General features: G+C 70.1%; 20 protein-coding genes. 15 read left to right on the top strand and 5 right to left on the bottom strand.

From position 1 onward, the window contains the following. Nucleotides 1–85 precede the first annotated feature (85 nt). From modA to CEG14_RS16640, 3 genes are read left to right on the top strand one after another with little or no spacing between them, the layout of a single operon-like run. A complete protein-coding gene (gene modA, locus CEG14_RS16650) occupies nt 86–841 on the top strand; it encodes a molybdate ABC transporter substrate-binding protein (protein WP_094827408.1) in 756 nt (251 codons plus the stop codon). Nucleotides 842–872: 31 nt separating this feature from the next. Then, the gene (gene modB / locus CEG14_RS16645; RefSeq protein ID WP_094827407.1) at nt 873–1,559 is read left to right on the top strand and encodes a molybdate ABC transporter permease subunit; all 687 of its coding nucleotides are present in this window, start codon (nt 873–875) and stop codon (nt 1,557–1,559) included. Continuing rightward, entirely contained in the window at nt 1,556–2,242 is a 687-nt protein-coding gene (locus CEG14_RS16640; RefSeq protein WP_094827406.1) for an ATP-binding cassette domain-containing protein, read from the top strand. The genes modB and CEG14_RS16640 overlap by 4 nt, the downstream gene beginning before the upstream one ends. A gap of 23 nt (nt 2,243–2,265) precedes the next feature. Here the strand turns inward: CEG14_RS16640 and CEG14_RS16635 are convergent, their stop codons facing one another. After that, nucleotides 2,266–3,096 carry a TOBE domain-containing protein gene (locus CEG14_RS16635; RefSeq protein WP_094827405.1) on the bottom strand — a complete coding sequence of 277 codons (831 nt, stop codon included), beginning with the start codon at nt 3,094–3,096 and terminating at the stop codon, nt 2,266–2,268. A gap of 178 nt (nt 3,097–3,274) precedes the next feature. Between CEG14_RS16635 and CEG14_RS16630 the strand changes: the two genes are divergently transcribed. The 11 genes from CEG14_RS16630 to CEG14_RS16580 all read left to right on the top strand — a co-directional run bounded on the left by CEG14_RS16630 (nt 3,275) and on the right by CEG14_RS16580 (nt 17,939). Further along, nucleotides 3,275–3,841, top strand: coding sequence for a DUF4136 domain-containing protein (locus CEG14_RS16630; RefSeq protein ID WP_094827595.1), 567 nt, complete (start codon nt 3,275–3,277; stop codon nt 3,839–3,841). Next, nucleotides 3,838–5,040, top strand: a complete 1,203-nt coding sequence (locus tag CEG14_RS16625) for a DUF3734 domain-containing protein (protein WP_094827404.1) — start codon at nt 3,838–3,840, stop codon at nt 5,038–5,040. Before CEG14_RS16630 ends, CEG14_RS16625 begins: the two co-directional genes overlap by 4 nt. Before the next feature lie 332 nt (nt 5,041–5,372). Further along, on the top strand, nt 5,373–6,629 hold the full coding sequence (locus tag CEG14_RS16620) for an efflux RND transporter periplasmic adaptor subunit (RefSeq protein WP_094827403.1): 1,257 nt from the start codon (nt 5,373–5,375) through the stop codon (nt 6,627–6,629). A 66-nt stretch (nt 6,630–6,695) separates the two neighbouring features. After that, complete coding sequence (locus tag CEG14_RS16615) at nt 6,696–9,950, top strand: efflux RND transporter permease subunit (RefSeq protein WP_094827402.1); 3,255 nt, start codon at nt 6,696–6,698, stop codon at nt 9,948–9,950. Beyond that, nucleotides 9,947–11,479 (top strand): efflux transporter outer membrane subunit, encoded by a 1,533-nt coding sequence (locus CEG14_RS16610; RefSeq protein ID WP_094827401.1) that lies wholly within the window; start codon nt 9,947–9,949, stop codon nt 11,477–11,479. Before CEG14_RS16615 ends, CEG14_RS16610 begins: the two co-directional genes overlap by 4 nt. 18 nt (nt 11,480–11,497) lie before the next feature. Continuing rightward, nucleotides 11,498–12,226, top strand: a complete 729-nt coding sequence (pdxJ, locus tag CEG14_RS16605) for a pyridoxine 5'-phosphate synthase (protein WP_094827400.1) — start codon at nt 11,498–11,500, stop codon at nt 12,224–12,226. Between the two features lie 235 nt (nt 12,227–12,461). After that, a complete protein-coding gene (gene acpS, locus CEG14_RS16600) occupies nt 12,462–12,911 on the top strand; it encodes a holo-ACP synthase (protein ID WP_094827399.1) in 450 nt (149 codons plus the stop codon). Nucleotides 12,912–12,958: 47 nt separating this feature from the next. Then, nucleotides 12,959–14,044: a beta-N-acetylhexosaminidase gene (gene nagZ / locus CEG14_RS16595; protein ID WP_094827398.1), complete on the top strand. Its 1,086-nt coding sequence runs from the start codon at nt 12,959–12,961 to the stop codon at nt 14,042–14,044. Then, complete coding sequence (gene uvrC, locus CEG14_RS16590; protein ID WP_094827397.1) at nt 14,007–15,830, top strand: excinuclease ABC subunit UvrC; 1,824 nt, start codon at nt 14,007–14,009, stop codon at nt 15,828–15,830. The genes nagZ and uvrC overlap by 38 nt, the downstream gene beginning before the upstream one ends. Nucleotides 15,831–15,872: 42 nt before the next feature. Beyond that, the gene (gene pgsA, locus CEG14_RS16585) at nt 15,873–16,445 is read left to right on the top strand and encodes a CDP-diacylglycerol--glycerol-3-phosphate 3-phosphatidyltransferase (protein WP_094827396.1); all 573 of its coding nucleotides are present in this window, start codon (nt 15,873–15,875) and stop codon (nt 16,443–16,445) included. Between the two features lie 228 nt (nt 16,446–16,673). Then, entirely contained in the window at nt 16,674–17,939 is a 1,266-nt protein-coding gene (locus tag CEG14_RS16580; protein WP_094827395.1) for an MFS transporter, read from the top strand. 66 nt (nt 17,940–18,005) lie between these two features. Here the strand turns inward: CEG14_RS16580 and queF are convergent, their stop codons facing one another. Further along, nucleotides 18,006–18,830, bottom strand: coding sequence for an NADPH-dependent 7-cyano-7-deazaguanine reductase QueF (queF, locus tag CEG14_RS16575; protein ID WP_094827394.1), 825 nt, complete (start codon nt 18,828–18,830; stop codon nt 18,006–18,008). 371 nt (nt 18,831–19,201) lie between these two features. Here queF and aceA point away from each other — a divergent pair, with 371 nt between their 5' ends. Continuing rightward, on the top strand, nt 19,202–20,530 hold the full coding sequence (aceA, locus tag CEG14_RS16570; RefSeq protein ID WP_094827393.1) for an isocitrate lyase: 1,329 nt from the start codon (nt 19,202–19,204) through the stop codon (nt 20,528–20,530). 121 nt (nt 20,531–20,651) lie between these two features. Here aceA and bioD read toward each other — a convergent pair whose 3' ends face one another. From bioD to bioF, 3 genes are read right to left on the bottom strand one after another with little or no spacing between them, the layout of a single operon-like run. Then, nucleotides 20,652–22,052, bottom strand: coding sequence for a dethiobiotin synthase (gene bioD, locus CEG14_RS16565; RefSeq protein ID WP_094827392.1), 1,401 nt, complete (start codon nt 22,050–22,052; stop codon nt 20,652–20,654). Further along, the gene (locus tag CEG14_RS16560) at nt 22,052–22,756 is read right to left on the bottom strand and encodes an alpha/beta fold hydrolase (RefSeq protein ID WP_094827391.1); all 705 of its coding nucleotides are present in this window, start codon (nt 22,754–22,756) and stop codon (nt 22,052–22,054) included. Before CEG14_RS16560 ends, bioD begins: the two co-directional genes overlap by 1 nt. After that, nucleotides 22,753–23,949, bottom strand: coding sequence for an 8-amino-7-oxononanoate synthase (bioF, locus tag CEG14_RS16555; RefSeq protein WP_094827390.1), 1,197 nt, complete (start codon nt 23,947–23,949; stop codon nt 22,753–22,755). Before bioF ends, CEG14_RS16560 begins: the two co-directional genes overlap by 4 nt. Nucleotides 23,950–24,069 lie beyond the last annotated feature (120 nt).

Here is a 24,069-nt window from a genome sequence, read left to right as displayed (position 1 = left end):
ACGAGCGTTATGTACCTATGTATATTTCGCTTCGATGCGTCCGCCATCGGCCCGGCACAGGGCCCGCGCCGCACAGGAGAACAGGATGAAGATGCGCAACAGGATCGTGCTGGCGGCCGTGCTCGCCGGTGTTTATTCCTCGTCCGCGATGGCGGCCGAGCTGGTGGTGTCGGCCGCGGCCTCGCTCACCAACGCGTTCCGCGCCGTCGGCACCGCGTACGAAGCCGACCATCCCGGCACCCGGCTGACGTTCAACTTCGCCGCCTCCGACGTGCTGCTGCGCCAGATCGAGCAGGGCGCGCCGGCCGACGTGTATGCCTCGGCCGACCAGGCCGCGATGGACCGCGCCGTCGCCAGCAAGGCCGTGCTGCCCGCCACCCGCGTCGATTTCGCCGCCAACAAGCTGGTGCTGATCGCGCCGGTCGGCGTGTCGGCCATCGTGACCAGCACGCAGGATCTCGCCAGCGACGCGGTCAAGCGCGTGGCCTATGGCAATCCCGCCTCGGTGCCGGTGGGTCGCTACACCGAGGGCGCGCTCAGGCAGCAGAATCTCTGGGACGCCGTCTCGGCCAAGGGCGTGCTGGCGCAGAACGTGCGCCAGAGCCTGGACTACGTGGCGCGCGGCGAGGTGGACGCCGGCTTCGTGTTCGCCACCGATGCGGCCGTGATGCCCGAGAAGGTGCGGGTGGTGGCCGACGTGCCGACGCCGCAGGCCATCACCTATCCGATCGCCCGCACCACCCGCGAGGCCTCGGCCAAGGACGCGCAGGCCTTCATCGACTACGTGCGTTCCGACAAGGGCCAGGCCATCCTCAAGCGCTTCGGCTTCTCCAAGCCTTGAGCGGTGACGCGCCCCTCCGGCAGGAGTCCGCATGACTGACCCGGTATGGGTGCCGCTGCTGCTGTCGCTCAAGGTCGCGCTGTGGGCGACCTTGCTGGCGACGGTGGGCGGCGTGGCCGCGGCCTACGGGCTGTCGCGCTGGCGTTCGCCGCTGCGCGACCTGGTCGACGCGATCCTCACGCTGCCGATGGTGTTGCCGCCCACGGTGCTGGGCTACTACCTGCTGGTGCTGCTCGGGCGCCGCGGCGTGCTGGGCGAGACGCTGGCCGGCTGGGGCATCGAGCTGGTGTTCACCTGGCAGGGCGCGGTGATCGCCGCCGCCGTGGTCGCGTTTCCGCTGGTGCTCAAGGCCGCGCGCGCGGCCTTCGAGGACGTGGATCCGCAGTTGCCGGCCGCGGCCCGCGTGCTGGGCGTGCGCGACAGCGCCATCTTCTTCCGCGTGACGCTGCCGCTGGCGTCGCGCGGCATCATCGCCGGCGTGCTGCTCGCCTTCGCACGCGCGCTGGGCGAGTTCGGCGCCACGCTCATGATCGCGGGCAACCTGCCCGGGCGCACGCAGACGCTGTCGATCGCGATCTACGAGGCGGTGCAGGCGGGCGACGACCGCACCGCGAACGTGCTGGTGCTGATCACCTCGGTGGTCTGCGTCGCGGCATTGTTGCTCGCGCAACGTCTCGTGCCGGCGAACGCGCGCCGCAACGCCCGGAGCATCACATGACCATCGCCATCGACGTGCGCAAGACGCTGGTGTCGGGCGAGCGCCGCTTCGAGCTCGACGTGCGCCTGCGCACCGACGCGCGCCGCGTGGTGCTGTTCGGCCCTTCGGGCGCGGGCAAGAGCCAGACGCTGCGCGCGGTGGCCGGGCTGATGCGCCCGGATGCCGGCCGCATCGAGGTCAACGGCCATCTGCTGTTCGACGCCGAGCGCCATGTCTGGGTGGCGCCGCAGGCGCGCCGGGTGGCGTATCTGTTCCAGGATTACGCGCTGTTTCCCCATCTCACCGTGGCGCAGAACATCGCCTTCGGCCTGAAGTCGGGCTGGTTCAATCCGGGCCGGCGCGCGGTGCCGCCGGCGGCGCGCCGCTGGGTCGAGGCCTTCGAGCTCGAGCCGGTGCTGCAGAGCTATCCGGCCGAGATCTCGGGCGGCCAGCGCCAGCGCGTGGCGCTGGCGCGCGCGCTCAGCGCCCGGCCCGAGCTGCTGCTGCTCGATGAACCGTTTTCCGCGCTCGACGCGACGCTGCGCCAGAAGATGCGGGCCGATCTGCGCGCGCTGCAGGAAAGCCTGGACGTGCCGATGATGCTGATCACGCACGATCCCGCCGACGTGCAGGCGCTGGGCGAGGCGGTGTTCGACCTGCGCGACGGCAGGGTGGTGGGCGAGCGCGAGGCGTCCGGCGTCTGAGGCCGGGCCCGGCGCCGCTCCGCTCAGTCGACCACGCCGAGGATCACTGCCGAGGCACTGAAGCAGGCCAGCACGGCATCGCCCTCGGCCAGGCCCATGGCCTGCGTGCTTTCGCGCGTGACGACCGCCACCAGGGTGGCGCCGCCCGGCACGTCGATCACCACCTCGTCATTGACGGCGCCTGCGCGCAGCAGCGCGATCCGCCCTTCGATCTGGTTCTCCGCCGACAGGCGCAGGCCGGGATGCGGCACGGCCAACATCACGGCGGGCGCCTTGATCAGCGCGATCACCGACCTGCCCGGCGCGAGCGCCAGCTCCTCGGTGCTCGCACGCGTGATGGTGGCCACCACGCGATGATCGCCCGCGATGCGCAGCTCGATCTCATCGTTGACGCTGCCGGTGCGGACCCGGGCCACGGTGCCCAGCAGGCGGTTGCGCGCGCTCGTCTTGAACATCAGGCGTTTCACCAGATCGATGTCGCCGGCGGGGGACACCCCCTGCTCGGCCAGTTGTTGCATGAAGCGCTGGTGGGCAGCGGCCAGCGCGCGGAAGGTGGTGATGAGCTGGCGCGCGCGCCCGGTCAGGCGCGCGCCGCCGCCGCCCTTGCCGCCGGTGGCGCGCAGCACCAGCGGCTCGCCGGCCAGGTTGTTCATGGTGTCGATGGCGTCCCAGGCGCCCTTGTAGCTCAGGCCGGCGGCCTTTGCCGCGGCGGTGATCGAGCCGGTCAGGTCGATCTGGGCCAGCAGCTCGATGCGCTGCGCGCCGCCCCAGTTCTGCTCGCCGGCACGCAGCCAGATCGAACCGGTGAGTTCGAGCGGGGGCTGGGGCGGGGCGGGATCGGCGGGGGCGGACATCGGCATCTTCCGGGGCAGGGGGACTGGCACCGATTCTATTGCACGGGCGCGACGCCCGGGGCATGATGGCGGGAGCGCTTTCAACGGAGGCACGGCCATGCAGACTGCACGTATGTCGATCGAGCGAGCCAACCCGGGCGTGTCGCCCCGTTTCCCGGCGCGGCGCGCGTTGGGCGCGATGCTGCTGGCGGCCACGCTGGCCGGCTGCGCCAGCGGGCCGGTGGTGCACAGCGACTACGATCACCAGGCGGATTTTTCCGGCTACCGCACCTTCGGCTTCATGCAGCCGCTCGGCACCGACCGCGCCGGCTATGCGGGCCTGCTCACGCAGCGCCTGAAGGCCGCCACCACGGCGCAGATGGAGATGCGAGGCTACACCTATCGTCCCGATGCGCCCGACCTGCTGATCAACTTCTCCGCCAAGCAACAACAGAAAACCGACGTGATCCCGGCCGCGCCGGCGCCCGTCGGCTACTACGGCTATCGCGCGGGCTTCTACGGCGCATGGCCGGGCTACGGCTGGGGCGACGACGTGATCCAGTACACCGAAGGCACGCTCAACGTCGATCTGGTCGATGCCCGCCGCAAGCAGCTGGTGTGGGAGGGCGTGGCCACCGGCGAGCTGCGCGATCCGGCCAAGGCCGCGTCGCCCGAGCAGGTCGATGCGACCGTGGCGCAGATCTTCAGCCGCTATCCGTTCCGTGCCGGCAGCGGCGCGGTGCAGCAGGCGCCCAAGACACCATGACGCGCAAGGCAGCGCCCGCCACCGAGGCGGCACGCACGGCCGCCAGCTATCGCACCGTGGCGCTGGTGCTGCAGGGCGGCGGGGCGCTCGGCGCCTACCAGGCCGGCGTCTACGAGGGCCTGCACGAGGCCGGCATCGACCCGGGCTGGATCGCCGGCATTTCCATCGGTTCGATCAACGCGGCCATCATCGCGGGCTCGCCGCCCGACGAGCGCGTCGCGCGGCTGCGCAGCTTCTGGCGCGCGGTGAGCCGCCCCACCGGCCTCGCGGCGCTGCCGTGGGGCGACGTGTGGGCCGAGTGGCTCGGCCAGGTGCCGTTCGGCGCGCAGCTGCCCACCTTCACGGGCCACCTGGCCGCCGCGCATGCGCTGGTGCAGGGCCAGCCGGGCTTCTTCACGCCGCGCTATCCGCCGCCCTACCTGCTGCAGAATGCCGGCGCGGCGTCCACCAGTTTCTACGACACGGCGCCGCTGGCCGAGACGCTGCGCCAGCACGTGGACTTCACGCTGCTCAACAAGGGCGGCGTGCGGGTGAGCTTCGGCGCGGTCAACGTGAAGACCGGCAATTTCGCGTATTTCGACAGCCGCAACACGCGGCTGCGGGTCGAGCACATCATGGCCTCGGGGGCGCTGCCGCCGGGATTTCCGGCCGTGGAGGTCGACGGCGAGTTCTACTGGGATGGCGGCGTGGTGTCGAACACGCCGCTGTCGCAGGTGCTTGCCACGCATCCGATGCACGACACGCTGGCCTTCCAGGTGGATCTCTGGCCGGCGCGCGGGCCCCTGCCCACCACGCTGGCCGAGGTGGCCGAGCGCCAGAAAGACATCCAGTATTCGAGCCGCACGCGCGTGGTGACCGACAACTTCGCGCGCATCCTCAAACTGCGGCGCGCCCTGCAGCGCGCGCTCGAACACGTGCCGCCCGAGCGGCTGGAGTCGCCCGACATGGCCGACCTGCTCGACCAGGCCTGCACGCCCGAGGTCAACATCGTTAACCTCATCTACGAGGCCAAGCAGTACGAGCGGCAGTCGAAAGACTATGAGTTCAGCACCGCCGCCATCGAAGAGCACTGGCAGTCGGGCCTGACCGACATACGCGCCACCCTGGCCCAGCCCCACGTCCTCGACCGCCCGGGCCGCGACCAGAGCGTGGTGATGCACGACGTGCATCGACGCAACGGCAAGAAAAGCCCGAAGTAGCGCGGCGCGCCGCAACGGCACCGACAGGATCGTCGTCGCGGAGGGTGCGAGGCGCAAGAATGTGGCGTCGGCGCGGGCGGCTTCGCCATGCCGTGGCGTGCGGGCCGGGACGGCTGGCCCGGCACCTGAGCGCCACGCTGCGGGCATCTGTGCGCGGCTGCCGGAGAGCCGCGCCGAATATGGGGTTTTTTGGGTTAGACCCAATGGAAATCTAAAAAAACCTAAAAAAAATCAGCTACAGTAACGGATTCCACGCCCCCCCATACAACCGTATAACACTCGCCCTTGGGGGCGGTGGGGGATGGCGCGATTTTTCACTCCGTGAGGGATCCATGCGTTTTTCGCGTAAGCGTGTCTCGGCCCTGGGTATTGTCGCAACGTTGTCCCTGGCCCTTGCGGGGTGCGGCGAGAAAGAACAACCGGCGCCCAGCGCCCCCGAAGTCAGCGTGATCACGGTGCAGCCCCAGCGCGCCTCCACCATTTCCGAACTGCCGGGCCGCGTGGACGCGGTGCGCGATGCGCAGATCCGCGCCCGGGTCACGGGCATCGTCCAGAAGATCCAGTTCGAGCAGGGCGGCGACGTGAAGGAAGGGCAGGTGCTCTTCAAGATCGATCCGGCGCAATACCAGGCCAGCTACGACCAGGCGACTGCCCAGCTCAAGCAGGCGCAGGCCGACCTGTATTCGGCCAAGGTGCTGGCCGAGCGCTACGCGCCGCTGGTCAAGGCGAATGCCGTCAGCAAGCAGGAAAACGACAACGCCGTGGCGGCCTACCGCCAGGCGGAAGCCACCGTGGCGGCCGCCAAGGCCGCGCAGACCGCTGCCGGTATCAACCTCGGCTACACCGACGTGGTCTCGCCCATCAACGGGCGCATCGGCAAGGCGCTGGTCACCGAGGGCGCGCTGGTCGAGAGCACGTCCGCCACGCAGATGGCGCTGGTGCAGCAGCTCGACCCGGTCTACGTGGACTTCACCCAGTCGACCACCGATCTGGCGCGCCTGCGCCAGGCGTTTGCCAGCGGCCAGCTGCAGAAGCTCGGTCCGGACGCCGCGCGCGTGTCGGTGGTGCAGGAAGACGGCAGCGTCTACGGCCACCCCGGCAAGCTGCTGTTCACCGGCATCACCGTGGATCCGTCCACCGGCCAGGTGAACCTGCGCGCCGAGGTGCCCAATCCCGACCACATCCTGTTGCCGGGCATGTATGTGCGCGTGCGCCTCGACGAAGGCGTGAACGAGCAGGCGCTGCTGGTGCCCCAGCAGGCGCTGCAACGCACCGCCGACGGCATGCAGAGCCTGATGCTGGTCAAGGAAGGCAAGGTGCAGCAGGTGCCGGTGACCACCGGTTCGGTGATCAACAGCCAGTGGACCATCACCAGCGGCCTGAGCGCCGGCGACGTGGTCATCGTGGCCGGCTTCCAGAAGATCCGCCCGGGCGCGCCCGTGAAGCCTTCGCCCTGGACCCCCGACGCCAAGGGCCAGCCCGGCGCCAAGCCGGCCGCGGGCCAGCAGGCCCCGGCCAAGCAGGATCCCGCCAAGCAGGATCCCGCCAAGCCGGCCGAGCCTGCCGGCCAGAACGGCCAGAAGTCTTAAGCGGCGCGGGGCGCCCGCGGGCGCCCCGTTCCCTTTTCGTGAGCATCGCTTTCAGAGTCCGCCCACATGCCGCAATTTTTTATCGATAGACCGATCTTCGCCTGGGTTGTCGCCCTGTTCATCCTGCTCGCGGGTGTGTTGGCCTTGCCCAACATGCCGGTCGCGCAGTATCCGGACGTGGCGCCCCCGGCCATCTCGATCACGGCCACCTACCCCGGTGCTTCCGCCAAGGAAGTCGCCGAGACGGTGACCAGTATCATCGAAGACGAGCTCAACGGCGCCAAGGGCCTGCTGTACTACGAATCGGTGAGCGATTCGAACGGCCAGGCCCAGATCACCGCCACGTTCCGTCCGGGCACCGATCCCGACCTCGCGCAGGTCGACGTGCAGAACCGCGTGTCCAACGTCTCGGCCCAGCTGCCGGCCGCCGTCACGCAGCAGGGCCTGCAATACGAGCAGACCAGCGCGGGCTTCCTGCTGTTCGTCACGCTGTCGTCCACCGACGGCACGCTCGACCAGGCGGCGCTGGCCGACTACATCACCCGCAACGTCAAGAACCCGATCTCGCGGGTGCCCGGCGTGGGCCAGTTCCAGCTGTTCGCGGCGCCGCGCGCCATGCGCATCTGGGTCGATCCGGCCAAGCTGGTGGGCCTGAACCTCAGCATGGCGCAGGTCAACACCGCCATCAGCCAGCAGAACATCCTGATCTCGGGCGGCGCCATCGGCGCACCGCCCAATCCGGACAGCCAGCGCGTGACGGCCACCGTCACGGCCAACGGCCAGTTCAGCACGGTCGAGGGCTTCGGCAGCATCGTGCTGCGCGCCAATCCCGACGGCTCCAAGGTGCTGTTGCGCGACGTGGCCCGCATCGAGGTGGGCGCCGACAACTACCAGTTCGGCGCGCGCCTGAACGGCCAGCCCACGGCGGCCTTCGCCATCGTGCTGTCGCCGGACGCCAACGCGCTGTCCACGGCCGAAGGCATCCGCACGGAGATGGCCAACCTGTCCAAGTTCTTCCCGGACAACATCAAGTACGAAATTCCGTACGACACCGCGCCCTACGTGAAGGTCTCGATCGAGAAGGTGGTGCACACCCTGGTCGAGGCCATGGTGCTGGTGTTCCTGGTGATGTTCCTGTTCCTGCAGAACGTGCGCTACACCCTGATCCCCGCGCTGGTGGTGCCGGTGGCCATGCTGGGCGCGTTCGCGGTGATGCTGGCGCTCGGATTCTCGATCAACGTGCTGACCATGTTCGCCATGGTGCTGGCGATCGGGATCCTGGTGGACGACGCCATCGTGGTGGTGGAGAACGTCGAGCGCATCATGGTGACCGAGGGCCTGCCGCCCAAGGAGGCCACGCGCAAGGCCATGCCGCAGATCAGCGGCGCCATCATCGGCATCACGCTGGTGCTGGTGACCGTGTTCCTGCCGCTGGCCTTCATGAGCGGCTCGGTGGGCGTGATCTATCGCCAGTTCGCCGTGGCCATGGCCGTGTCCATCTTCTTCTCGGCCTTCCTGGCGCTGAGCTTCACGCCGGCGCTGTGCGCCACCATCCTGAAGCCCGTGCCCAAGGGCCATCACGAGCAGAAGAAGGGCTTCTTCGGCTGGTTCAACCGCAAGTTCGACGCCACCACCCACGGCTACCAGAACTGGATCTCGCGCATCCTGCACAAGGGTGGCCGCATGATGCTGATCTTCGCCGTGCTGGTGATCCTGCTGGGCTGGCTGTACCTGCGCATGCCGTCGTCGTTCCTGCCCGAGGAAGACCAGGGCTACGTGATCAGCAACGTCGAGCTGCCGTCGGGCGCGTCGGCCAACCGCACGATCGAGGTGATCGAACAGGTCGAGCAATACTTCAAGAGTCAGCCCACCACCGAGAACGTGGTGGCCGTGCAGGGCTTCAGCTTCAACGGCAACGGCCTGAACGCGGCGCTGGTGTTCACCACGCTCAAGGACTTCTCCGAGCGCAAGGGCTCCGAGAACTCGGCGATGGCGGTGGCGGGCGGCGCGTTCGGCGCGCTGTTCATGGGCATCAAGGACGCGATGGTCTTCACCGTGGTGCCGCCGGCGATCTCGTCGCTCGGTAACGCCACCGGCTTCGACTTCCGCCTGCAGGATCGCGCCGGCGGCGGCACCGACGCGCTCGCGGCGGCCACCGGCCAGCTGATGGGCCTGGCGATGCAGAGCAAGGTGCTGTCGCAGGTGCGCATCACCGGTCTCGGACCGGGCGCGCAGCTCTCGCTCAACATCGACCGCGACAAGGCGGCGGCGCTGGGCGTGGACTTCGGCGAGGCGGCCACCCTGATCTCCACGGCGATCGGCTCGGCCTACCTGAACAAGTTCCCCAACATGGGCCGGATGCAGAACATCTGGGTGCAGGCCGACGCCAAGTACCGCATGCAGATGGAGGACGTGCTGGCCCTGAACGCCCGCAATGCCGATGGCGGCATGGTGCCGCTGTCGGCCTTCGTCACGGCCAAGTGGACGCAGGGTCCGACCCAGGTGGTGCGCTACAACAGCTACGAGTCGGTGCGCATCAGCGGCGACGCCGCGCCGGGCTACAGCTCGGGCGAGGCGATGGCCGAGATGGAGGGCTTCATGTCGCAGCTGCCCAGCGGCTTCGGCTTCGAATGGAACGGCCTGTCGTACCAGGAACGCCTGGCCGGCAACCAGGCGCCCATCCTGATGGGCCTGGCGCTGCTGGTGGTGTTCATGGTGCTGGCCGCGCTGTACGAAAGCTGGGCGATCCCGATCTCGGCCCTGCTGGTGGTGCCGCTCGGGATGCTGGGCGCGGTGGGCCTGGTGTCGGCGATGGGCATGTCCAACGACGTGTACTTCCAGGTGGGGATGGTGACCGTGATCGGCCTGGCGGCCAAGAACGCGATCCTGATCATCGAATTCGCCAAGGACCAGTACGCCCGCGGCGCGGGCCTGTACGAGTCGGCGGTCGAGGCGGCGCGCCTGCGCTTCCGCCCGATCCTGATGACCTCGCTGGCCTTCATCCTGGGCGTGGTGCCGCTGGCGATTGCCACCGGCGCCAGCGCCGCCAGCCAGCGCGCCGTCGGTATCGGCGTGCTGGGCGGCATGCTGGCCGCCACCCCGTTCGCGGTGATTTTCGTGCCGACGTTCTTCGTGGTGGTGATGAGCCTGTTCAAGGCGCGTCCGCGCCTGCTGGGCGCGGAGCTCAAGGCATTCGAAGAAGAGCAGGCGGCCAAGCGCGCTGAGGCAGGCGAGGGCGGCGCGGCGCAGGAAAACGCTGCGGGCGCAACGACCCCCGGCAGCACCGACTCGACGCAAGGCGGCCAGGAGAAGAAAGAATGATGGCCCTGATGTTCAAGCGCAGCGCCCTGGCTTTGGCCGTGGCGACCCTGGCCGGCTGCTCGCTGGCGCCCAAGTACGAGCGCCCCGAGTCGCCGGTGCAGGCCGACTGGCCGGTCCAGCCCAAGGTGCAATACGGCGCCTACGCGCGCCCGACCGAGCTGGGCTCCCAGCCCGCGGCCGCGGTCGCGCCGGCCGGCGCGGTGCCGGCCGCCGACATCGGCTGGCGCCAGTTTTTCCACGATCCGCGCCTGCAGCGCCTGATCGAGCTGTCGCTGGTGAACAACCGCGACCTGCGGGTGGCCGTGCAACGCGTCGAAGAGGCGCGTGCCCAGTACGGCGTGCAGCGCGGTTCGCAGTGGCCCGCCATCGGCGTGGGCGTGCAGGGCCAGCGCCAGCACCTGCCGCCGGACATGCGCGTGGGCGGCCCGGATTCCACCTCGATCTCCAGTTCGTACCAGGCCGGCATCGGCCTGACCACCTTCGAGATCGATCTGTTCGGCCGGCTGCGCAGCCTCTCGGATGCCGCGTACCAGCAATACCTCTCGACCGAGCAGGCCCAACGCTCGGTGCACATCACGCTGATCGGATCGGTGGCGCAGTCGTACTTCAACCTGCGCGCAGCCGACGTCCAGCTCGACCTGACCCGCAAGACGCTGGCCTCGCGCCAGGAGTCGTACAACCTGGCCAAGGCCCGCTTCGACGGCGGCGTCGCCTCCGAGCTGGACCTGAACCAGTCCAAGGCGCTGCTCGACCAGGCCTCGGCCGACCTGGCGTCGCTGGCGCGTTCGCGCGCGCAGTCGCTCAATGCCCTGCTGGTGGTGGTGGGCGTGCCGGCGTTGCCGGACGACCTGCCCGCACCCGCCGAGTTCGGGCGCGACCAGATCCTGGCCACGGTGCCGGCGGGCCTGCCCTCCGACATGCTGGAGCGCCGTCCCGACATCCTCGCGGCCGAGAACCAGCTGCGCTCGGCCAACGCCAACATCGGCGCGGCCCGCGCGGCGTTCTTCCCGACCATCTCGCTCACCGGCCTGCTCGGCGTGGCGAGCCCGGATCTCGACCGGCTGTTCCGCGGCGGGCAGGGCTACTGGAGCTTCTCGCCGCAGCTGACCATGCCGCTGTTCTCGGGCGGCAGTATCATCGAGGGTCTGAACCTGGCGAAAGCGCGCCAGAACATCAGCGTGGCGCAATACGAGCAGACCATCCAGCAGGCGTTCCGGGAAGTTTCCGACGCGCTGGCGGGCGAAGCGACCTACGGCGCCCAGCTCGATGCCCAGCGCAGCCTGCAGGTCTCGTCGGCGCGCACGCTCGAACTCTCGAACCTGCGCTATTCCGGCGGGGTCGACAGCTTCCTCCAGGTCCAGACCGCCCAGGTCGATTACTTCAATGCGCAGATCGCATTGGTGCAGACCGGTCTGGCCGCGCTCATCAATCGTGTCGAGCTCTACAAGGCACTGGGCGGCGGCTGGCAGGAAAACACGGTCGAACCCGGGCAGCAACCCGTGCAACCCCAATCCGTCTCGCGGCAGTAAGGCCGTCATCGCATCACCATGATAGAACTCGGCGTCAACATCGATCACGTGGCCACCCTGCGCCAGCAGCGCCACACCCAGTACCCCGATCCGGTCGCCGCCGCCGTGCGTGCGGAGGAGGCCGGCGCCGATCTCATCACGCTGCACCTGCGCGAAGACCGCCGCCACATCCAGGACGCCGACGTGCACGCCATCCGGCCGCTGCTGCGCACGCGCATGAACCTGGAGTGCGCGATCACCGCCGAGATGCTCGGCATCGCCTGCGGCGTCAAGCCCAGCGACGTGTGCCTGGTGCCCGAGAAGCGCACCGAGCTCACCACCGAGGGCGGGCTCGACGTGCTCGGCGCCGAGGCGGCCGTGACCGACGCGGTGACCCAGCTGGCCGAGGCCGGCATCCGCGTCTCGCTCTTCATCGATCCCGATGCGCGCCAGATCGAGGCCGCGGCCCGTGCCGGCGCGCCCGTGATCGAGCTGCACACCGGCGCCTACGCCGAGGCCGAGGGCGCCGCCGCCCAGGCCGAGCTCGAACGCATCCGCGCCGCCATCGCCGTGGGCGTGGGCCTGGGCCTGCGGGTGAACGCCGGCCACGGCCTGCATTACGGCAACGTGAAGCCGGTGGCGGCCTTGCCCGGCCTGTCCGAGCTCAACATCGGCCATGCCATCGTGGCCCAGGCCGTGTTCGACGGCTGGGAAAAGGCCATCCGCGACATGAAGGCGCTGATGATCGAGGCGGCCCGCGGCCGCTGAGCCCGCGTCTGACGGCGCTTGCGCCAGCGCGCGCTTGCCGGCGTTTCTGCAAGCATGCGCATGCTGGCGCGCGTTTCCCGCGGTTCCGTATCCCGGTGTCCGCGCGGCGCGCGCCGCGTCTCCCGCCCCGTTACGCACGTAGTCGGTGGTCACCACCGTGGCCTGCCGGCTCGCGTATGATGGACATCATCCGTCTCGCGGCCGCGCACCGTCCGGCCGCCGCCCGTCTGCCGCCATGTCCGACTCCGTTTCCGTCTCGCCCGTTTCCGCCCCCTTGCCCGTCGGCGCCATCGCCGGCATCGGCATGGACCTGATCCGCATCGACCGCATCGAGCGCGCCCTGGCGCGCCACGGCGACCGCTTCGCCGAGAAGATCCTGGGCGAGCAGGAGCTGCAGAAGTTCCACGCGCGCCGCGCCCGCGATCCGATGCGCGGCGTGCGCTTCCTGGCCACGCGATTCGCGGTCAAGGAGGCCTTCTCCAAGGCGGTCGGCTTGGGCATGCGCATGCCCATGACCTGGACGCGCGTGCAGACCCTGAATGCGCCCGGCGGACGCCCCGTGCTCGTGATCGGCCCCGAGCTGCAAGACTGGTACGACGCGCGCTTCGGCGCCGCCCACGTCTCGCTCACCGACGAGATCGACATGGCGGCCGCCTACGTCATCGTCGAAAGCCGCCCGCGCTGAGCGCGCGCGGCCCCGTATCGAAAAAACTCCCTCAAAGGACTCGCCGCATGGCTGGCAAGAAATCCAGGAAAGACGCGAAAGCGCGCAAGGCCCACAAGCATCTGCCGCCGGGCCCGGTGATGGTCGACGTGGCCGGCACCCGTCTCACCGGCGAAGAAAAAACCCGCCTGCGCAATCCGCTGGTGGGCGGCGTGATCCTGTTCGCGCGCAATTTCGAGAGCCGCGCACAGCTCACCGAGCTCACCCAGCGCATCCACGATGCGCGGGGCGAGCCGCTGCTGATCGCGGTCGACCACGAGGGTGGCCGCGTGCAGCGTTTCCGCGAAGACGGCTTCACGCCGCTGCCGCCGATGGCCGCGCTGGGCCGGGTCTGGGATCGCGATCCGCTGGCCGGCATGCGCGCCGCCACCGAGGTCGGCTACGTGCTGGCCGCCGAGTTGCGCGCCTGCGGCGTGGACATGAGCTTCACGCCGGTGCTCGACCTCGATTACGGCGTCAGCAAGGTGATCGGCGATCGTGCCTTCCACCGCGATCCGCGCGTGGTGGCGATGCTGGCGCGCGCGCTGGCGCAGGGCCTGGCCCAGGCCGGCATGACGGCCTGCGGCAAGCACTTCCCGGGCCATGGCTTCGTCGGCGCGGATTCGCACCACGAGATTCCGGTCGACCCGCGCTCGCTCGAGCGCATCCTCAAGGAAGACGCCGCGCCCTACGAATGGCTGGGCGATGGCGTGATTCCGTCGGTGATGCCGGCGCACGTGATCTATCCCAAGGTCGACAAACACCCGGCCGGCTTCTCGCGCCGCTGGGTGCAGGATATCCTGCGTACCCGCCTGCGCTACGATGGCGTGGTGTTCTCCGATGACCTGACCATGGAAGGCGCGTCGGTGGCCGGCGACATCCTGGCGCGTGCCGAGGCCGCGCTCGATGCCGGCTGCGACATGGTGCTGGTGTGCAACCGGCCCGACCTGGCCGACGAGCTGCTGGCCCGCCTGAAGGTGGTGCACGAGCCCGCCTCGGTCGAGCGCATCCGCCGCCTGATGCCCGCGTTCGCCGCGCCCTCCTGGGACGCGTTGCAGGCCCAGACCCGTTACCAGCATGCCCGAAGCATTCAATCTGAAATCGTTTCTCGCTGACCTGCCGCATCTGCCGGGCGTATACCGGCACCTGGATGCGGACGGCCACGTGATGTACGTGGGGAAGGCGCGCGACCTGAAGAAGCGCGTCTCCTCCTACTTCCAGAAAAACCTCGCCAGCCCGCGCATCGCGCAGATGGTGGCCAAGGTGGCGAGCGTCGAGGTCACGATCACGCGCTCGGAGGCCGAGGCGCTGCTGCTCGAAAACAACCTCATCAAGAGCCTGCGCCCGCGCTACAACATCCTGTTCCGCGACGACAAGTCGTATCCCTATCTCTGGATCACCGGCCACGCCTGGCCGCGCATCGCCTATTACCGCGGCGCCACCAACAAGCGCGGCCAGTTCTTCGGCCCCTATCCGAACGCCTGGGCGGTGCGCGAAACCATCCAGATCCTGCAGAAGGTGTTCCGCCTGCGGACCTGCGAAGACACGGTCTTCTCGAACCGCTCGCGCCCCTGTCTGCTGCATCAGATCGGGCGCTGCTCCGCGCCCTGTGTCGAGGCCATCCCCGCCGACGAATACGCACGCGACGTCAATCGCGCCATGCGCTTTCTCAATGGCGAGGCGCAGGACGTGATGGGCGAGATCGAGAACCGCATGCTGCTGGCCTCGCAGGAGCTGCGCTTCGAGGAGGCGGCCGCGCTGCGCGACCAGATGGGCTCGCTCTCGCGCGTGCTGCACCAGCAGACCATGGAGAACGCGGGCGGCGACGATACCGACGTGATCGCGGTGGCGAGCGCGGGCGGCAAGGTCTGCCTCAACCTCGCCATGGTGCGCGGCGGGCGGCACCTGGGCGACAAGCCGTTCTTCCCGGCCCACGCGGAGGGCGAGGAGCCGGCCAACGTGCTGGAGGCCTTCGTGGCCCAGCACTACACCGAGAGCCCGCTGCCGCCGATCCTGGTCTGCACCCATGCCTTGCCCGATCCGGAGCTCTTGACGCTGCTGGCCGAGCAGACCGGCGTGCGCGCCCGCGTGCTGACGCGGCCGCAGGGCGTGCGGCGCTCGTGGCTGGAGCAGGCCGAGAAGAATGCCGAGATGGCGCTGGCACGCGCTCTCACCGAGTCCGGCGCCAAGGCCGCGCGCACGCGCACGCTGGCCGAGACGCTCGAGCTCGACACCGACGAGGACGCGCTCGACGCGCTGCGCATCGAGTGCTTCGACATCAGCCACACCGCCGGCGAGGCGACCCAGGCGTCCTGTGTGGTGTTCGTGCACCACGACATGCAGCCCTCGCTCTACCGCCGTTACAACATCGTCGGCATCACGCCGGGCGACGACTACGCCGCCATGCGCCAGGTGCTGACGCGCCGCTTCGGCAAGGTGGCCGACGGCGAGGCCGAGATGCCCGGGCTGGTGCTGATCGACGGCGGCAAGGGCCAGGTCGAGGTGGCGCGCCAGGTGTTCGTCGAGCTGGGCCTGGACATCTCCGCGCTGGTCGGCGTGGCCAAGGGGGAGGGGCGCAAGGTCGGCCTCGAGACCCTGGTGTTCGCCGACGGCCGGGCGCCGGTGGCGCTGGGCAAGGAGTCGGCCGCGCTGATGCTGATCGCCCAGGTGCGCGACGAGGCCCACCGCTTCGCCATCACCGGCATGCGCGCCAAGCGTGCCAAGGCCCGCACCGTGTCGCGTCTCGAGGAGATCGAGGGCGTGGGCGCGCGCCGGCGCCAGCGCCTGCTGGCGCGTTTTGGCGGCCTGTCCGGGGTGACGGCGGCCAGCATCGAGGACCTGGCCTCGGTGGACGGCATTTCCGATGAACTGGCCGGGCGGATCTACGACGCCCTGCACTGATGACAGCCGGCTGACGCCGGTCTGATGTAGCATACGAGCACTATGCCATTCAACGTACCCATTTTCCTGACCTGGCTGCGGATCGCCATGATTCCGCTGGTGGTCGGGTTGTTCTATGTGCCGGAAAGCTGGATGTCGACGCCCGTGCGCGACACCCTGGCGGCGCTGGCCTTCATCGTGGCCGCGCTCACCGACTGGTTCGACGGCTGGCTGGCCCGCCGCTGGAACCAGACCTCGGCGTTCGGCGCCTTCCTGGACCCGGTGGCCGACAAGCTCATGGTGTGCGCCGCGCTCATCGTGCTGCTCGACCTGAGCCGCGTCGATGCGTTCATCTCGCTCATCATCATCGGCCGCGAAATCACCATCTCGGCGCTGCGCGAGTGGATGGCCAAGATCGGCGCGAGCGCCAGCGTGGCCGTGCACCGCCTCGGCAAGTTCAAGACCGCCGCGCAGATGGTCGCGATCCCGTGCCTGCTGTACGACAAGCAGCTGCTCGGGGTGGACCTGCGCCTGGTGGGCAACTGGTTGATCCTCGTGGCGGCGGTGCTCACCGTCTGGTCCATGCTGTATTACCTGCAACGCGCCTGGCCGGCGATCCGCGAAAAAGCGGGCTGACGCGGCGCATTGCATGAACCGGGGGCTGCGTGGGGCAGCCCCTTCGCTTTAGCCATTCCGATACGAGAGCAGGCGGGCCCGCGGCCCGACCCGGCTCCACCCTCCGCCGGCGCGTGCCGGCGGGCCGGCCCGGGCGGCGCCCGCATCCAGGCCGGTTTCCGGAGACAACCCGCGCGCGCCCACGGCGCCGCACCCAAGACGCCCCGGCCATCGGGGCAAGGCCGTTTCATGAACACCGCAGTCGATACCGCCCCCCTGGACTCGCCGGACCTGCGCCGGCGCGATTGGCAGACCATCCTGCTCATCGGCGTGGCGCACGCCAGCTCGCATTTCTTCCAGCTGCTGCTGCCTTCCCTCTACGTGTCGCTGGGCCAGGAGTTCGGCCTGGACTTCGCCCGCCTGGGCCTGCTCGTGTCGATGTTCTACGTCGTGTCGGGCGTGGGCCAGGCCTCGTCGGGCTTCGTGGTCGACCGCATCGGCGCGCGTCCGGTGCTGTGGTTCGGGCTGGCCTGCTTCGTGCTGTCGGCCTGCCTGATCGGCTCGGCCAACGGCTACGCGATGCTGATGCTGGCCGCCGTGATCGGCGGCGTGGGCAACTCGATTTTCCATCCGGCCGACTATTCGCTCATCAATCATCGCGTCTCGCCCGCGCGGCTGGGCCACGCGTTTTCGCTGCATGGCCTGACCGGCAACCTGGGCTGGGCGCTCACGCCAGTGTTCATCACCAGCATCACGCTGCTGTCGAACTGGCGCGTGGCGGCCTTCTCCGCGGCCGCGCTGGTGGCGCTGGTGCTGCTCCTGACCGTGCTGGGCCGGCATCTGCTCGGCGGCGACGAGGCCCCGGCCGGCGCGCGCGCGGATGCGCCGCAGGCCCGGCCCGCGGCGCCCTCGGGCTCGGCGCTGCAGACGCTGCGCGACCTGCTGGCGCGCCCGGCGCTGTGGGGCGCGTTCCTGTTCTTCGCCTGCACCTCGGTGGCGCTGTCCTCGGTGCAGAACTACACCATCCCGCTGCTGCAGCAGCTCTACGACGTGTCCAAGGTGGTGGCGAGCTCCGCGCTGTCCGGCTACATGGTGGCCTCGGCGGTCGGCATGGCCGCGGGCGGTTTCCTGGTGTCGGCCACGCCGCGCACCGAGCGCACCGTGACCGCGGCGCTGATCCTCGCGGGCCTCACGCTGGTGGTGCTGGCGCTGGGCTGGGTGCCGTCCACGTTCGCGCCGGCGGTGGTGGCGCTGGCGGGGTTCTGCTCCGGCGTGGCCGCGCCCTCGCGTGACATGCTGATCCGCCGCGTGACGCCCAAGGGCGCCACCGGCTCGGTCTACGGCCTGGTGTATTCGGGCATGGACGTGGGCTCGGCCCTGGGCCCGCTGGGCTTCGGCCTGCTGCTCGACGCCGGCCTGGCCCACGGCCCGTGGGTGGGCGCGGGCATCGCCTTCGCGCTGGCCGCCATCCTGGCCCAGTGGATCGCCATTCAGGCGCGTCGCGCGGCGCCCTGACGCCGCACCGGCCGCGGGCCGGCCCGCATGTGCAACGGCCCCGAATCGCTTCGGGGCCGTTTGTCTTTATTGGCGGGCGATGCGCAGATCCGCCGGCAGGCTCGCGCCCGGCGCGTTGCTGCGCCAGGGGTTGATGTCCAGGCCGCCGCGGCGCGTGTAGCGCGCATACACGGTCAGCCATTCGGGCGCGCAGGCGCGCTGGATGTCGGTGAAGATGCGTTCCACGCAATGCTCGTGGAACTCGGCGTGCTGGCGGAACGACACGATGTACTTGAGCAGCGCGGCACGGTCCAGCGGCCGGCCGCGGTAGCGGATCTGCACGCTGGCCCAGTCGGGCTGGCCGGTGACCGGGCAATTGGACTTCAGCAGGCGCGAGGCCAGCGTTTCCTCGACCACCGTGTCGCCCGCCACGGCCAGCAGCTGCGGCGCCGGCTCGTAGGTGTCGATCTCCACGTCGAGCTTGTCGAGGTAGTCGCCCTCGAGTTCGCCGATGGCGAGCTCGCCGAAGCGCTGCGGCAGGATGAAGTCGAGCGCGACCGGCGCGCCGGCCGCCTGGCTCAGGTCGCGCTCCAGGTGGTCGCGCAGGGCCTGCGCGTTGGGCAGCCGGGCCTGGTTGAAGGAGTTCAGGTAGAGCTTGAACGACTTCGATTCGATGATGTTGGGGCTGTCGGCCGGAATCACGAAGGTGGCCATGGCCACGCGCGGCTTGCCCTTGGCATCCAGCCACGACAGCTCATAGGCATTCCAGATGTCCGCGCCGCGAAACGGCAGCGCCACGCCCAGCGCGAGCGTGGCGCGGTTGCCCGCGCGCGGGATCGGGAACAGCAGCGAGGGATCGTAGGCGGTGGGGTAGGCCACCGAGTGGCCCAGCGGGGCGTTCGAAAGCGACATGAATCGGCGTACGTCAGGGTGAGTCAGACGGCATTGTAGGGCCTGCCAGCGGGGCCCATTTTCCGCATCATGAAACGCTCGTGGCGGCATGCGAAAACGCATGTTGCGCGGCAGCGATCACGCATTTCACGGCAGATAATTTGCTTTTGCAATGCGAAATGGGTTGTGCAAGCTGATGATTTTAAACGAATAAAAAATTCATCTTGTACAAGACCCGGCATCACCTTGCTCTGCAGCATAGGCATAGACTGTTTTCCAACGAGCAACACCCCGCAGCCGCGATCCGGTGATCGGGCAGGCCGCCCGGCACCACACAGGGCAGCCCACCAAGTTTCCTGTTCTTGCAGTCTTTTTTCCTTCTGGAGCACATCATGAGCAAGCGCGAAACCGAAATCCGCAATCTGCAGAAAGCGTGGGCCGAGGACGCCCGCTGGCAAGGCATCAAGCGCGGCTACACCGCCGAAGACGTGGTCCGCCTGCGCGGCTCCGTGGCGGTCGAGCACACGTTGGCCCGCCGCGGCGCCGAGCGCCTGTGGGCCTCGCTGCATGCCGAGCCCTTCGTCAATTCGCTCGGCGCCCTCACGGGCAACCAGGCCATGCAGCAGGTGAAGGCCGGCCTGAAGGCGATCTACCTGTCGGGCTGGCAGGTGGCGGGCGATGCCAACCTGGCCGGCGAGATGTACCCCGACCAGTCGCTCTATCCCGCCAACTCGGTGCCGCAGGTGGTGCGCCGGATCAACAACTCGCTCACCCGCTGCGACCAGATCCAGTGGATGGAAGGCAAGAATCCGGGCGACGAGGGCTACATCGACTACTTCGCGCCCATCGTGGCCGACGCGGAAGCCGGCTTCGGCGGCGTGCTCAACGCCTTCGAGCTGATGAAGGGCATGATCGAGGCGGGCGCCGCCGGCGTGCACTTCGAAGACCAGCTCGCCTCCGTGAAGAAGTGCGGCCACATGGGCGGCAAGGTGCTGGTGCCCACCCGCGAGGCCGTGGCCAAGCTGGTGTCGGCGCGCCTGGCGGCCGACGTGTGCGGCACGCCCACGCTGTTGCTGGCGCGCACCGATGCCGACGCGGCCGACCTGGTGACGAGCGACGTGGACGAGAACGACCGTCCGTTCATCACCGGCGAGCGCACCGTCGAGGGCTTCTTCCGCACCCGCAACGGCATCGACCAGGCGATCTCGCGGGGCCTGGCCTACGCGCCCTATGCCGACCTGATCTGGTGCGAGACCTCCACGCCGAACCTGGACTACGCGCGCCAGTTCGCCGAGGCCGTGCACCGTCAGTTCCCGGGCAAGATGCTGGCCTACAACTGCTCGCCGTCGTTCAACTGGAAGAAGAACATCGACGACGCCACGATCGCCAAGTTCCAGCGCGAGCTGGGCGCGATGGGCTACAAGTTCCAGTTCATCACGCTGGCCGGCTTCCACTCGCTGAACTACGGCATGTTCGAGCTGGCCCACGGCTACGCCCGCCGCCAGATGAGCGCCTTCGTCGAACTGCAACAGAAGGAGTTCGCCGCGGCCGACCTGGGCTTCACCGCGGTCAAGCACCAGCGCGAAGTGGGCACGGGCTACTTCGATGCCGTGACCCAGACCATCGAAGGCGGCCGCTCGTCGACCACCGCGCTCACCGGATCCACCGAAGAGGCGCAGTTCGACCACGGCCACGGCCAGCCGCAGGTGCGCGCCGCCTGAGCAGGGCAGGCGCGGCGCCGGACGCCCATGCGGGCGCCCGGCGCCGCGCAGCAATACGAGCGTTTTTCCGAGTAGTAGGGTGGGTTGGGGGTGCCTTGTCGGAGGGGCACCCCGCTTTTTTCTAGACCGCCGCGTCCAGGCACTCGGCCAGCGGCGGGATCGTCTGCGCCGCCTGCGCCACGGCCTCGGGCGTGACGGGGTCCAGCTGATCGATCTCGGCCAGCACGCGCACCTTGCCGAAGCGCTCGATGGCCTCGCGATTGGACGCGTTGCGCGGACCGCTCATCACCACGCCGGCCACCGGGATGCCGCGCGCGCGCAGCGCCGCCAGGCTCAGCAGCGTGTGGTTGATGGTGCCCAGGCCGCTGCGCGCGGCCAGCACCACCGGCAGGCCCAGCCGCGCGATCAGGTCCAGCATGGTGCTCGTGTCGTCGATCGGCACCAATAGCCCGCCCGCGCCTTCGACCACCAGCGCCCGCCCGGTCTGCGGCAGCGTCAGGCGCGCCATGTCGATCGTCACGCCCTCCAGCGGCGCGGCCGCCCAGGGCGCCAGTGGCGCCTGCAGCGCGTACGCCGGCGCGAGCACGCGGCTGTCGTCGAGGCAGGCCAGCGCACGCACCGTGGCCGTGTCGCCGGGCTCGTCGGCCAGCCCGGTCTGCAGCGGCTTCCAGTAGCTGGCCTCCCAGGCGCGGGTCAGCACGGCCGACACCAGGGTCTTGCCCACGCCGGTGTCGGTGCCGGTCACGAACACACCGGCCGGGCGGTTCTGCCACAGGCCGTAGGCGAGGTCATAGCTCACGTGATTTCCTTGTTGGTTGAAGCGCGCCAGCACGGCGCGCATCTGCGCGGTCGACAGCGGCGCGCGGCCGGCGGCCGGCAGGCAGGCGCCGATCCCCTTCAGACCGCGCACGAACGCCAGCGCGTCGGGGTGGTGCTGGCGGTGGAGCGCGCGTTGCACGCCGCCGCGCAGATGGCGCAGCGCGGTGCCGATGTGTTCGGCGCGAGGGTAGGCGGGCGTCGCGGCGCGCAGGCCCAGCGCCTGGTGCGCGGCGCGCCATTCGAGAAACGTGTCCTGCGCCAGCGTGGCGATCGCCAGCCAGCCGCCGGGCGCGAGCAGTCGGCTCAATCGCGCCAGCCCGGCGTCGAGATCCTCGAACCATTGCACCGCCAGGCTGCTGCACACCAGGTCGTAGCCGCGCGCGTCGCGCAGCGCGTTGGGGTGCTCGCCGTCGAGTTGCGCGTAGCGCACCGTGCCGGGCGGGGGCGCGCGGCGCGCCTGCGCCAGCATGGCCGGCGCGATGTCGGTCAGGGTCCAGTCGGCGGGGCCGATCCGCGCGGCGAGGGCGCGCGTGAACAGGCCGGTGCCGCAGCCGATCTCCAGGATGCGCGGCCGCGCGGGCAGGGGCCGCGCCGCGATGCGCTGCGCCAGCGCGGCGGCCGCGTGGCGCTGCGCCAGGGCGTGGCTTTCGTAGTCGGGGGCGGCGGCGCCGAAGCGGCCCGCGACGTCTTGCGGCCGCGCCATCAGGGCGTTGCGGCGACGAAGTCGCGGATCTGTTGCGCGCACCACGCCGGGTCGGCCAGCGGCAGCAGGTGGCCGCCCGGATGCCAGCGCGTGTCGCGCACGGCCGTCGCGCGCGACAGGGCCGGCGGCGCGATCGGATCGGTTTCGCCCGCGAGCAGCAGCGTGGGCAGCGGCAGCGCCGCCAGCGTGGCGCGCAGGTCGGCGTCGCGCAGGCGTTGCAGCCCGTGTGCCAGCCGCTGCGGCTCGGGCGGGCCGGCGGCCGGGGCCGCGCCGCAGCGCGCGCGGAAGTCGTCGACCACGGCCTGCGGCTCGCGCGCCAGCCGGCTCAGCATGCGCTCGAGCATGCGCGCCGGCACGCCGTCGGGGTGGTCGGGGGCGGCGCAAAAGCGGCCGAAGCCATTGATCAGCACGAGGTGAGTGCAGCCGGCGGGCAGGGCGGTCAGCAGATCCAGCCCGCCCTGCGAATGGCCGATGGCGATGACGGCAGCGCCGGCCGGTTCTTCGGGTGCCGGAGCGCGGACCGGGCCGGCCGGGTCTGCCCGCGCGGCGCCGGGCGGCGCGAGGGCGGGCAGGGCGCCGACCGGCGCGCCGAAGTAGCCGGCCTCGCCGCGATGCGCGCGCGCGCCGGGCAGGCGGGCGCAGAGCGCGTCCCACACGCTGGCATCGAAGCCCCAGCCATGCGCCAGGATCAGCGTGGCCTTCATGCGCGGGCTCCGCGCAGCGCGGGCAGCACCTGCTCGAGCGCCGCGATCAGCGTGTCGATGTCGGCGGACGTGTGCGCGGCCGAGAGCGCCAGCCGCAGCCGGCTGGTGCCGGCCGGCACCGTGGGCGGGCGGATCGCGATCGCCAGGCAGCCGTGTTCCTGCAGCGCGCGGCTGGCGCGCAGCGCGGCCTCGGCGTCGCCCAGCAACGCGGGCACGATCTGCGTGGTCGAACCCGCGCAATCGATGCCCATGCGCGCCAATGCGTCGCGCACGCGCCGCGCGCTGGCCTGCAGGTGGGCACGCTCGGCGTCCATCCCGGGCACCAGGTCCAGCGCCGCATCGATCGCCCCGAGCACGGCGGGCGGCAACGCGGTGGTGTAGATCAGGCCCGAGCACGTGTTCACCAGGTAGTCGCACAGCGCGCGCGATCCCGCGACGTAGGCGCCGAAGCCGCCGAGCGCCTTGCTGAAGGTGCCCATGATGAGATCCACGCCGCCGGACGCCGTGCCGGCCAGGCCCATGCCGCGCGGTCCCAGCACGCCGGTGGCGTGCGCCTCGTCGAGCATCAGGAAGGCGTCGTGCTCGCGCGCCAGCGCGGCCAGGCGCGGCACGTCGGCCTGGTCGCCGTCCATGCTGAACACGCTTTCGGTCACGATGAAGCGGGCACCGGGTTCGCCCGCGCGCGCCGCCAGCTGCGCCTCGAGATGCGCCAGGTCGTTGTGGCGGTAGCGCAGCTGGCGCACGCCGGCCGCCTGGCAGCCGTGATGCAGGCTGGCATGATTGAGGCGGTCGGTGTGCACCTGCGGCGCGCCCTGGCCCGCCACGGCCTGCATCAACGCGGGCAGCACGGCGGCGTTGGCCTGCCAGCCCGAGGCGAACAACAGCGCGGCCTCGGTGCCCTTGAGCGCGGCCAGTCTGGCCTCGATCCGGTGGTGCGCCTCGAGCGAGCCGCACACCAGGCGCGAGGCGCGCGCGCCGGTGCCCCAGCGCGACGTGAATTCGCGCGCGCGCTCGATCAGCAGCGGATGGTGTGCCAGCCCGAGATAGTCGTTGCTGGAGAAATTCAGCAGCGTGGCCGAGCCGTAGCGGGCCCGGCCCGCGGCAGCGGGGGCGGCAGGCCGCAGTACGCGGCGCATCTGGCGCGCGTCGGCGCGGGCCAGATGATCCTGGAAGACGGAGTCGAGCTTGGACATGAACAGACGCAGCGGGGCGGCCCGTCGTGCGGACCGCTAGAATGCGGGCCATTGTAGAGGAGCCCGGCGCGTCGTCCATGACGCGTCGTGGGTCCCGTCCGAACTGCGAGAAAGGAGGGT

The organism is Bordetella genomosp. 1, from assembly GCF_002261335.1.
In the GTDB taxonomy this organism is placed as follows: Bacteria; Pseudomonadota; Gammaproteobacteria; order Burkholderiales; family Burkholderiaceae_B; genus Bordetella.
Note: the sequence above shows the minus strand (reverse complement) of the source record. Positions and strands in the feature narration are given on the sequence as shown.

Excerpts from the sequence above, each read along its gene's own strand:
- bioD (WP_094827392.1), bottom strand. The coding sequence starts at position 22,052 with ATGGCGCGGCCGCAAGACGTCGCGGGCCGCTTCGGCGCCGCCGCCCCC.
- CEG14_RS16580 (WP_094827395.1), top strand. The coding sequence starts at position 16,674 with ATGAACACCGCAGTCGATACCGCCCCCCTGGACTCGCCGGACCTGCGC.
- modB (WP_094827407.1), top strand. The coding sequence starts at position 873 with ATGACTGACCCGGTATGGGTGCCGCTGCTGCTGTCGCTCAAGGTCGCG.
- CEG14_RS16635 (WP_094827405.1), bottom strand. The coding sequence starts at position 3,096 with ATGTCCGCCCCCGCCGATCCCGCCCCGCCCCAGCCCCCGCTCGAACTC.
- uvrC (WP_094827397.1), top strand. The coding sequence starts at position 14,007 with ATGCCCGAAGCATTCAATCTGAAATCGTTTCTCGCTGACCTGCCGCAT.
- nagZ (WP_094827398.1), top strand. The coding sequence starts at position 12,959 with ATGGCTGGCAAGAAATCCAGGAAAGACGCGAAAGCGCGCAAGGCCCAC.
- bioF (WP_094827390.1), bottom strand. The coding sequence starts at position 23,949 with ATGTCCAAGCTCGACTCCGTCTTCCAGGATCATCTGGCCCGCGCCGAC.
- modA (WP_094827408.1), top strand. The coding sequence starts at position 86 with ATGAAGATGCGCAACAGGATCGTGCTGGCGGCCGTGCTCGCCGGTGTT.
- CEG14_RS16630 (WP_094827595.1), top strand. The coding sequence starts at position 3,275 with ATGCTGCTGGCGGCCACGCTGGCCGGCTGCGCCAGCGGGCCGGTGGTG.
- pdxJ (WP_094827400.1), top strand. The coding sequence starts at position 11,498 with ATGATAGAACTCGGCGTCAACATCGATCACGTGGCCACCCTGCGCCAG.
- CEG14_RS16620 (WP_094827403.1), top strand. The coding sequence starts at position 5,373 with ATGCGTTTTTCGCGTAAGCGTGTCTCGGCCCTGGGTATTGTCGCAACG.
- CEG14_RS16640 (WP_094827406.1), top strand. The coding sequence starts at position 1,556 with ATGACCATCGCCATCGACGTGCGCAAGACGCTGGTGTCGGGCGAGCGC.
- aceA (WP_094827393.1), top strand. The coding sequence starts at position 19,202 with ATGAGCAAGCGCGAAACCGAAATCCGCAATCTGCAGAAAGCGTGGGCC.
- queF (WP_094827394.1), bottom strand. The coding sequence starts at position 18,830 with ATGTCGCTTTCGAACGCCCCGCTGGGCCACTCGGTGGCCTACCCCACC.
- acpS (WP_094827399.1), top strand. The coding sequence starts at position 12,462 with ATGTCCGACTCCGTTTCCGTCTCGCCCGTTTCCGCCCCCTTGCCCGTC.
- CEG14_RS16610 (WP_094827401.1), top strand. The coding sequence starts at position 9,947 with ATGATGGCCCTGATGTTCAAGCGCAGCGCCCTGGCTTTGGCCGTGGCG.
- CEG14_RS16615 (WP_094827402.1), top strand. The coding sequence starts at position 6,696 with ATGCCGCAATTTTTTATCGATAGACCGATCTTCGCCTGGGTTGTCGCC.
- CEG14_RS16625 (WP_094827404.1), top strand. The coding sequence starts at position 3,838 with ATGACGCGCAAGGCAGCGCCCGCCACCGAGGCGGCACGCACGGCCGCC.
- pgsA (WP_094827396.1), top strand. The coding sequence starts at position 15,873 with ATGCCATTCAACGTACCCATTTTCCTGACCTGGCTGCGGATCGCCATG.
- CEG14_RS16560 (WP_094827391.1), bottom strand. The coding sequence starts at position 22,756 with ATGAAGGCCACGCTGATCCTGGCGCATGGCTGGGGCTTCGATGCCAGC.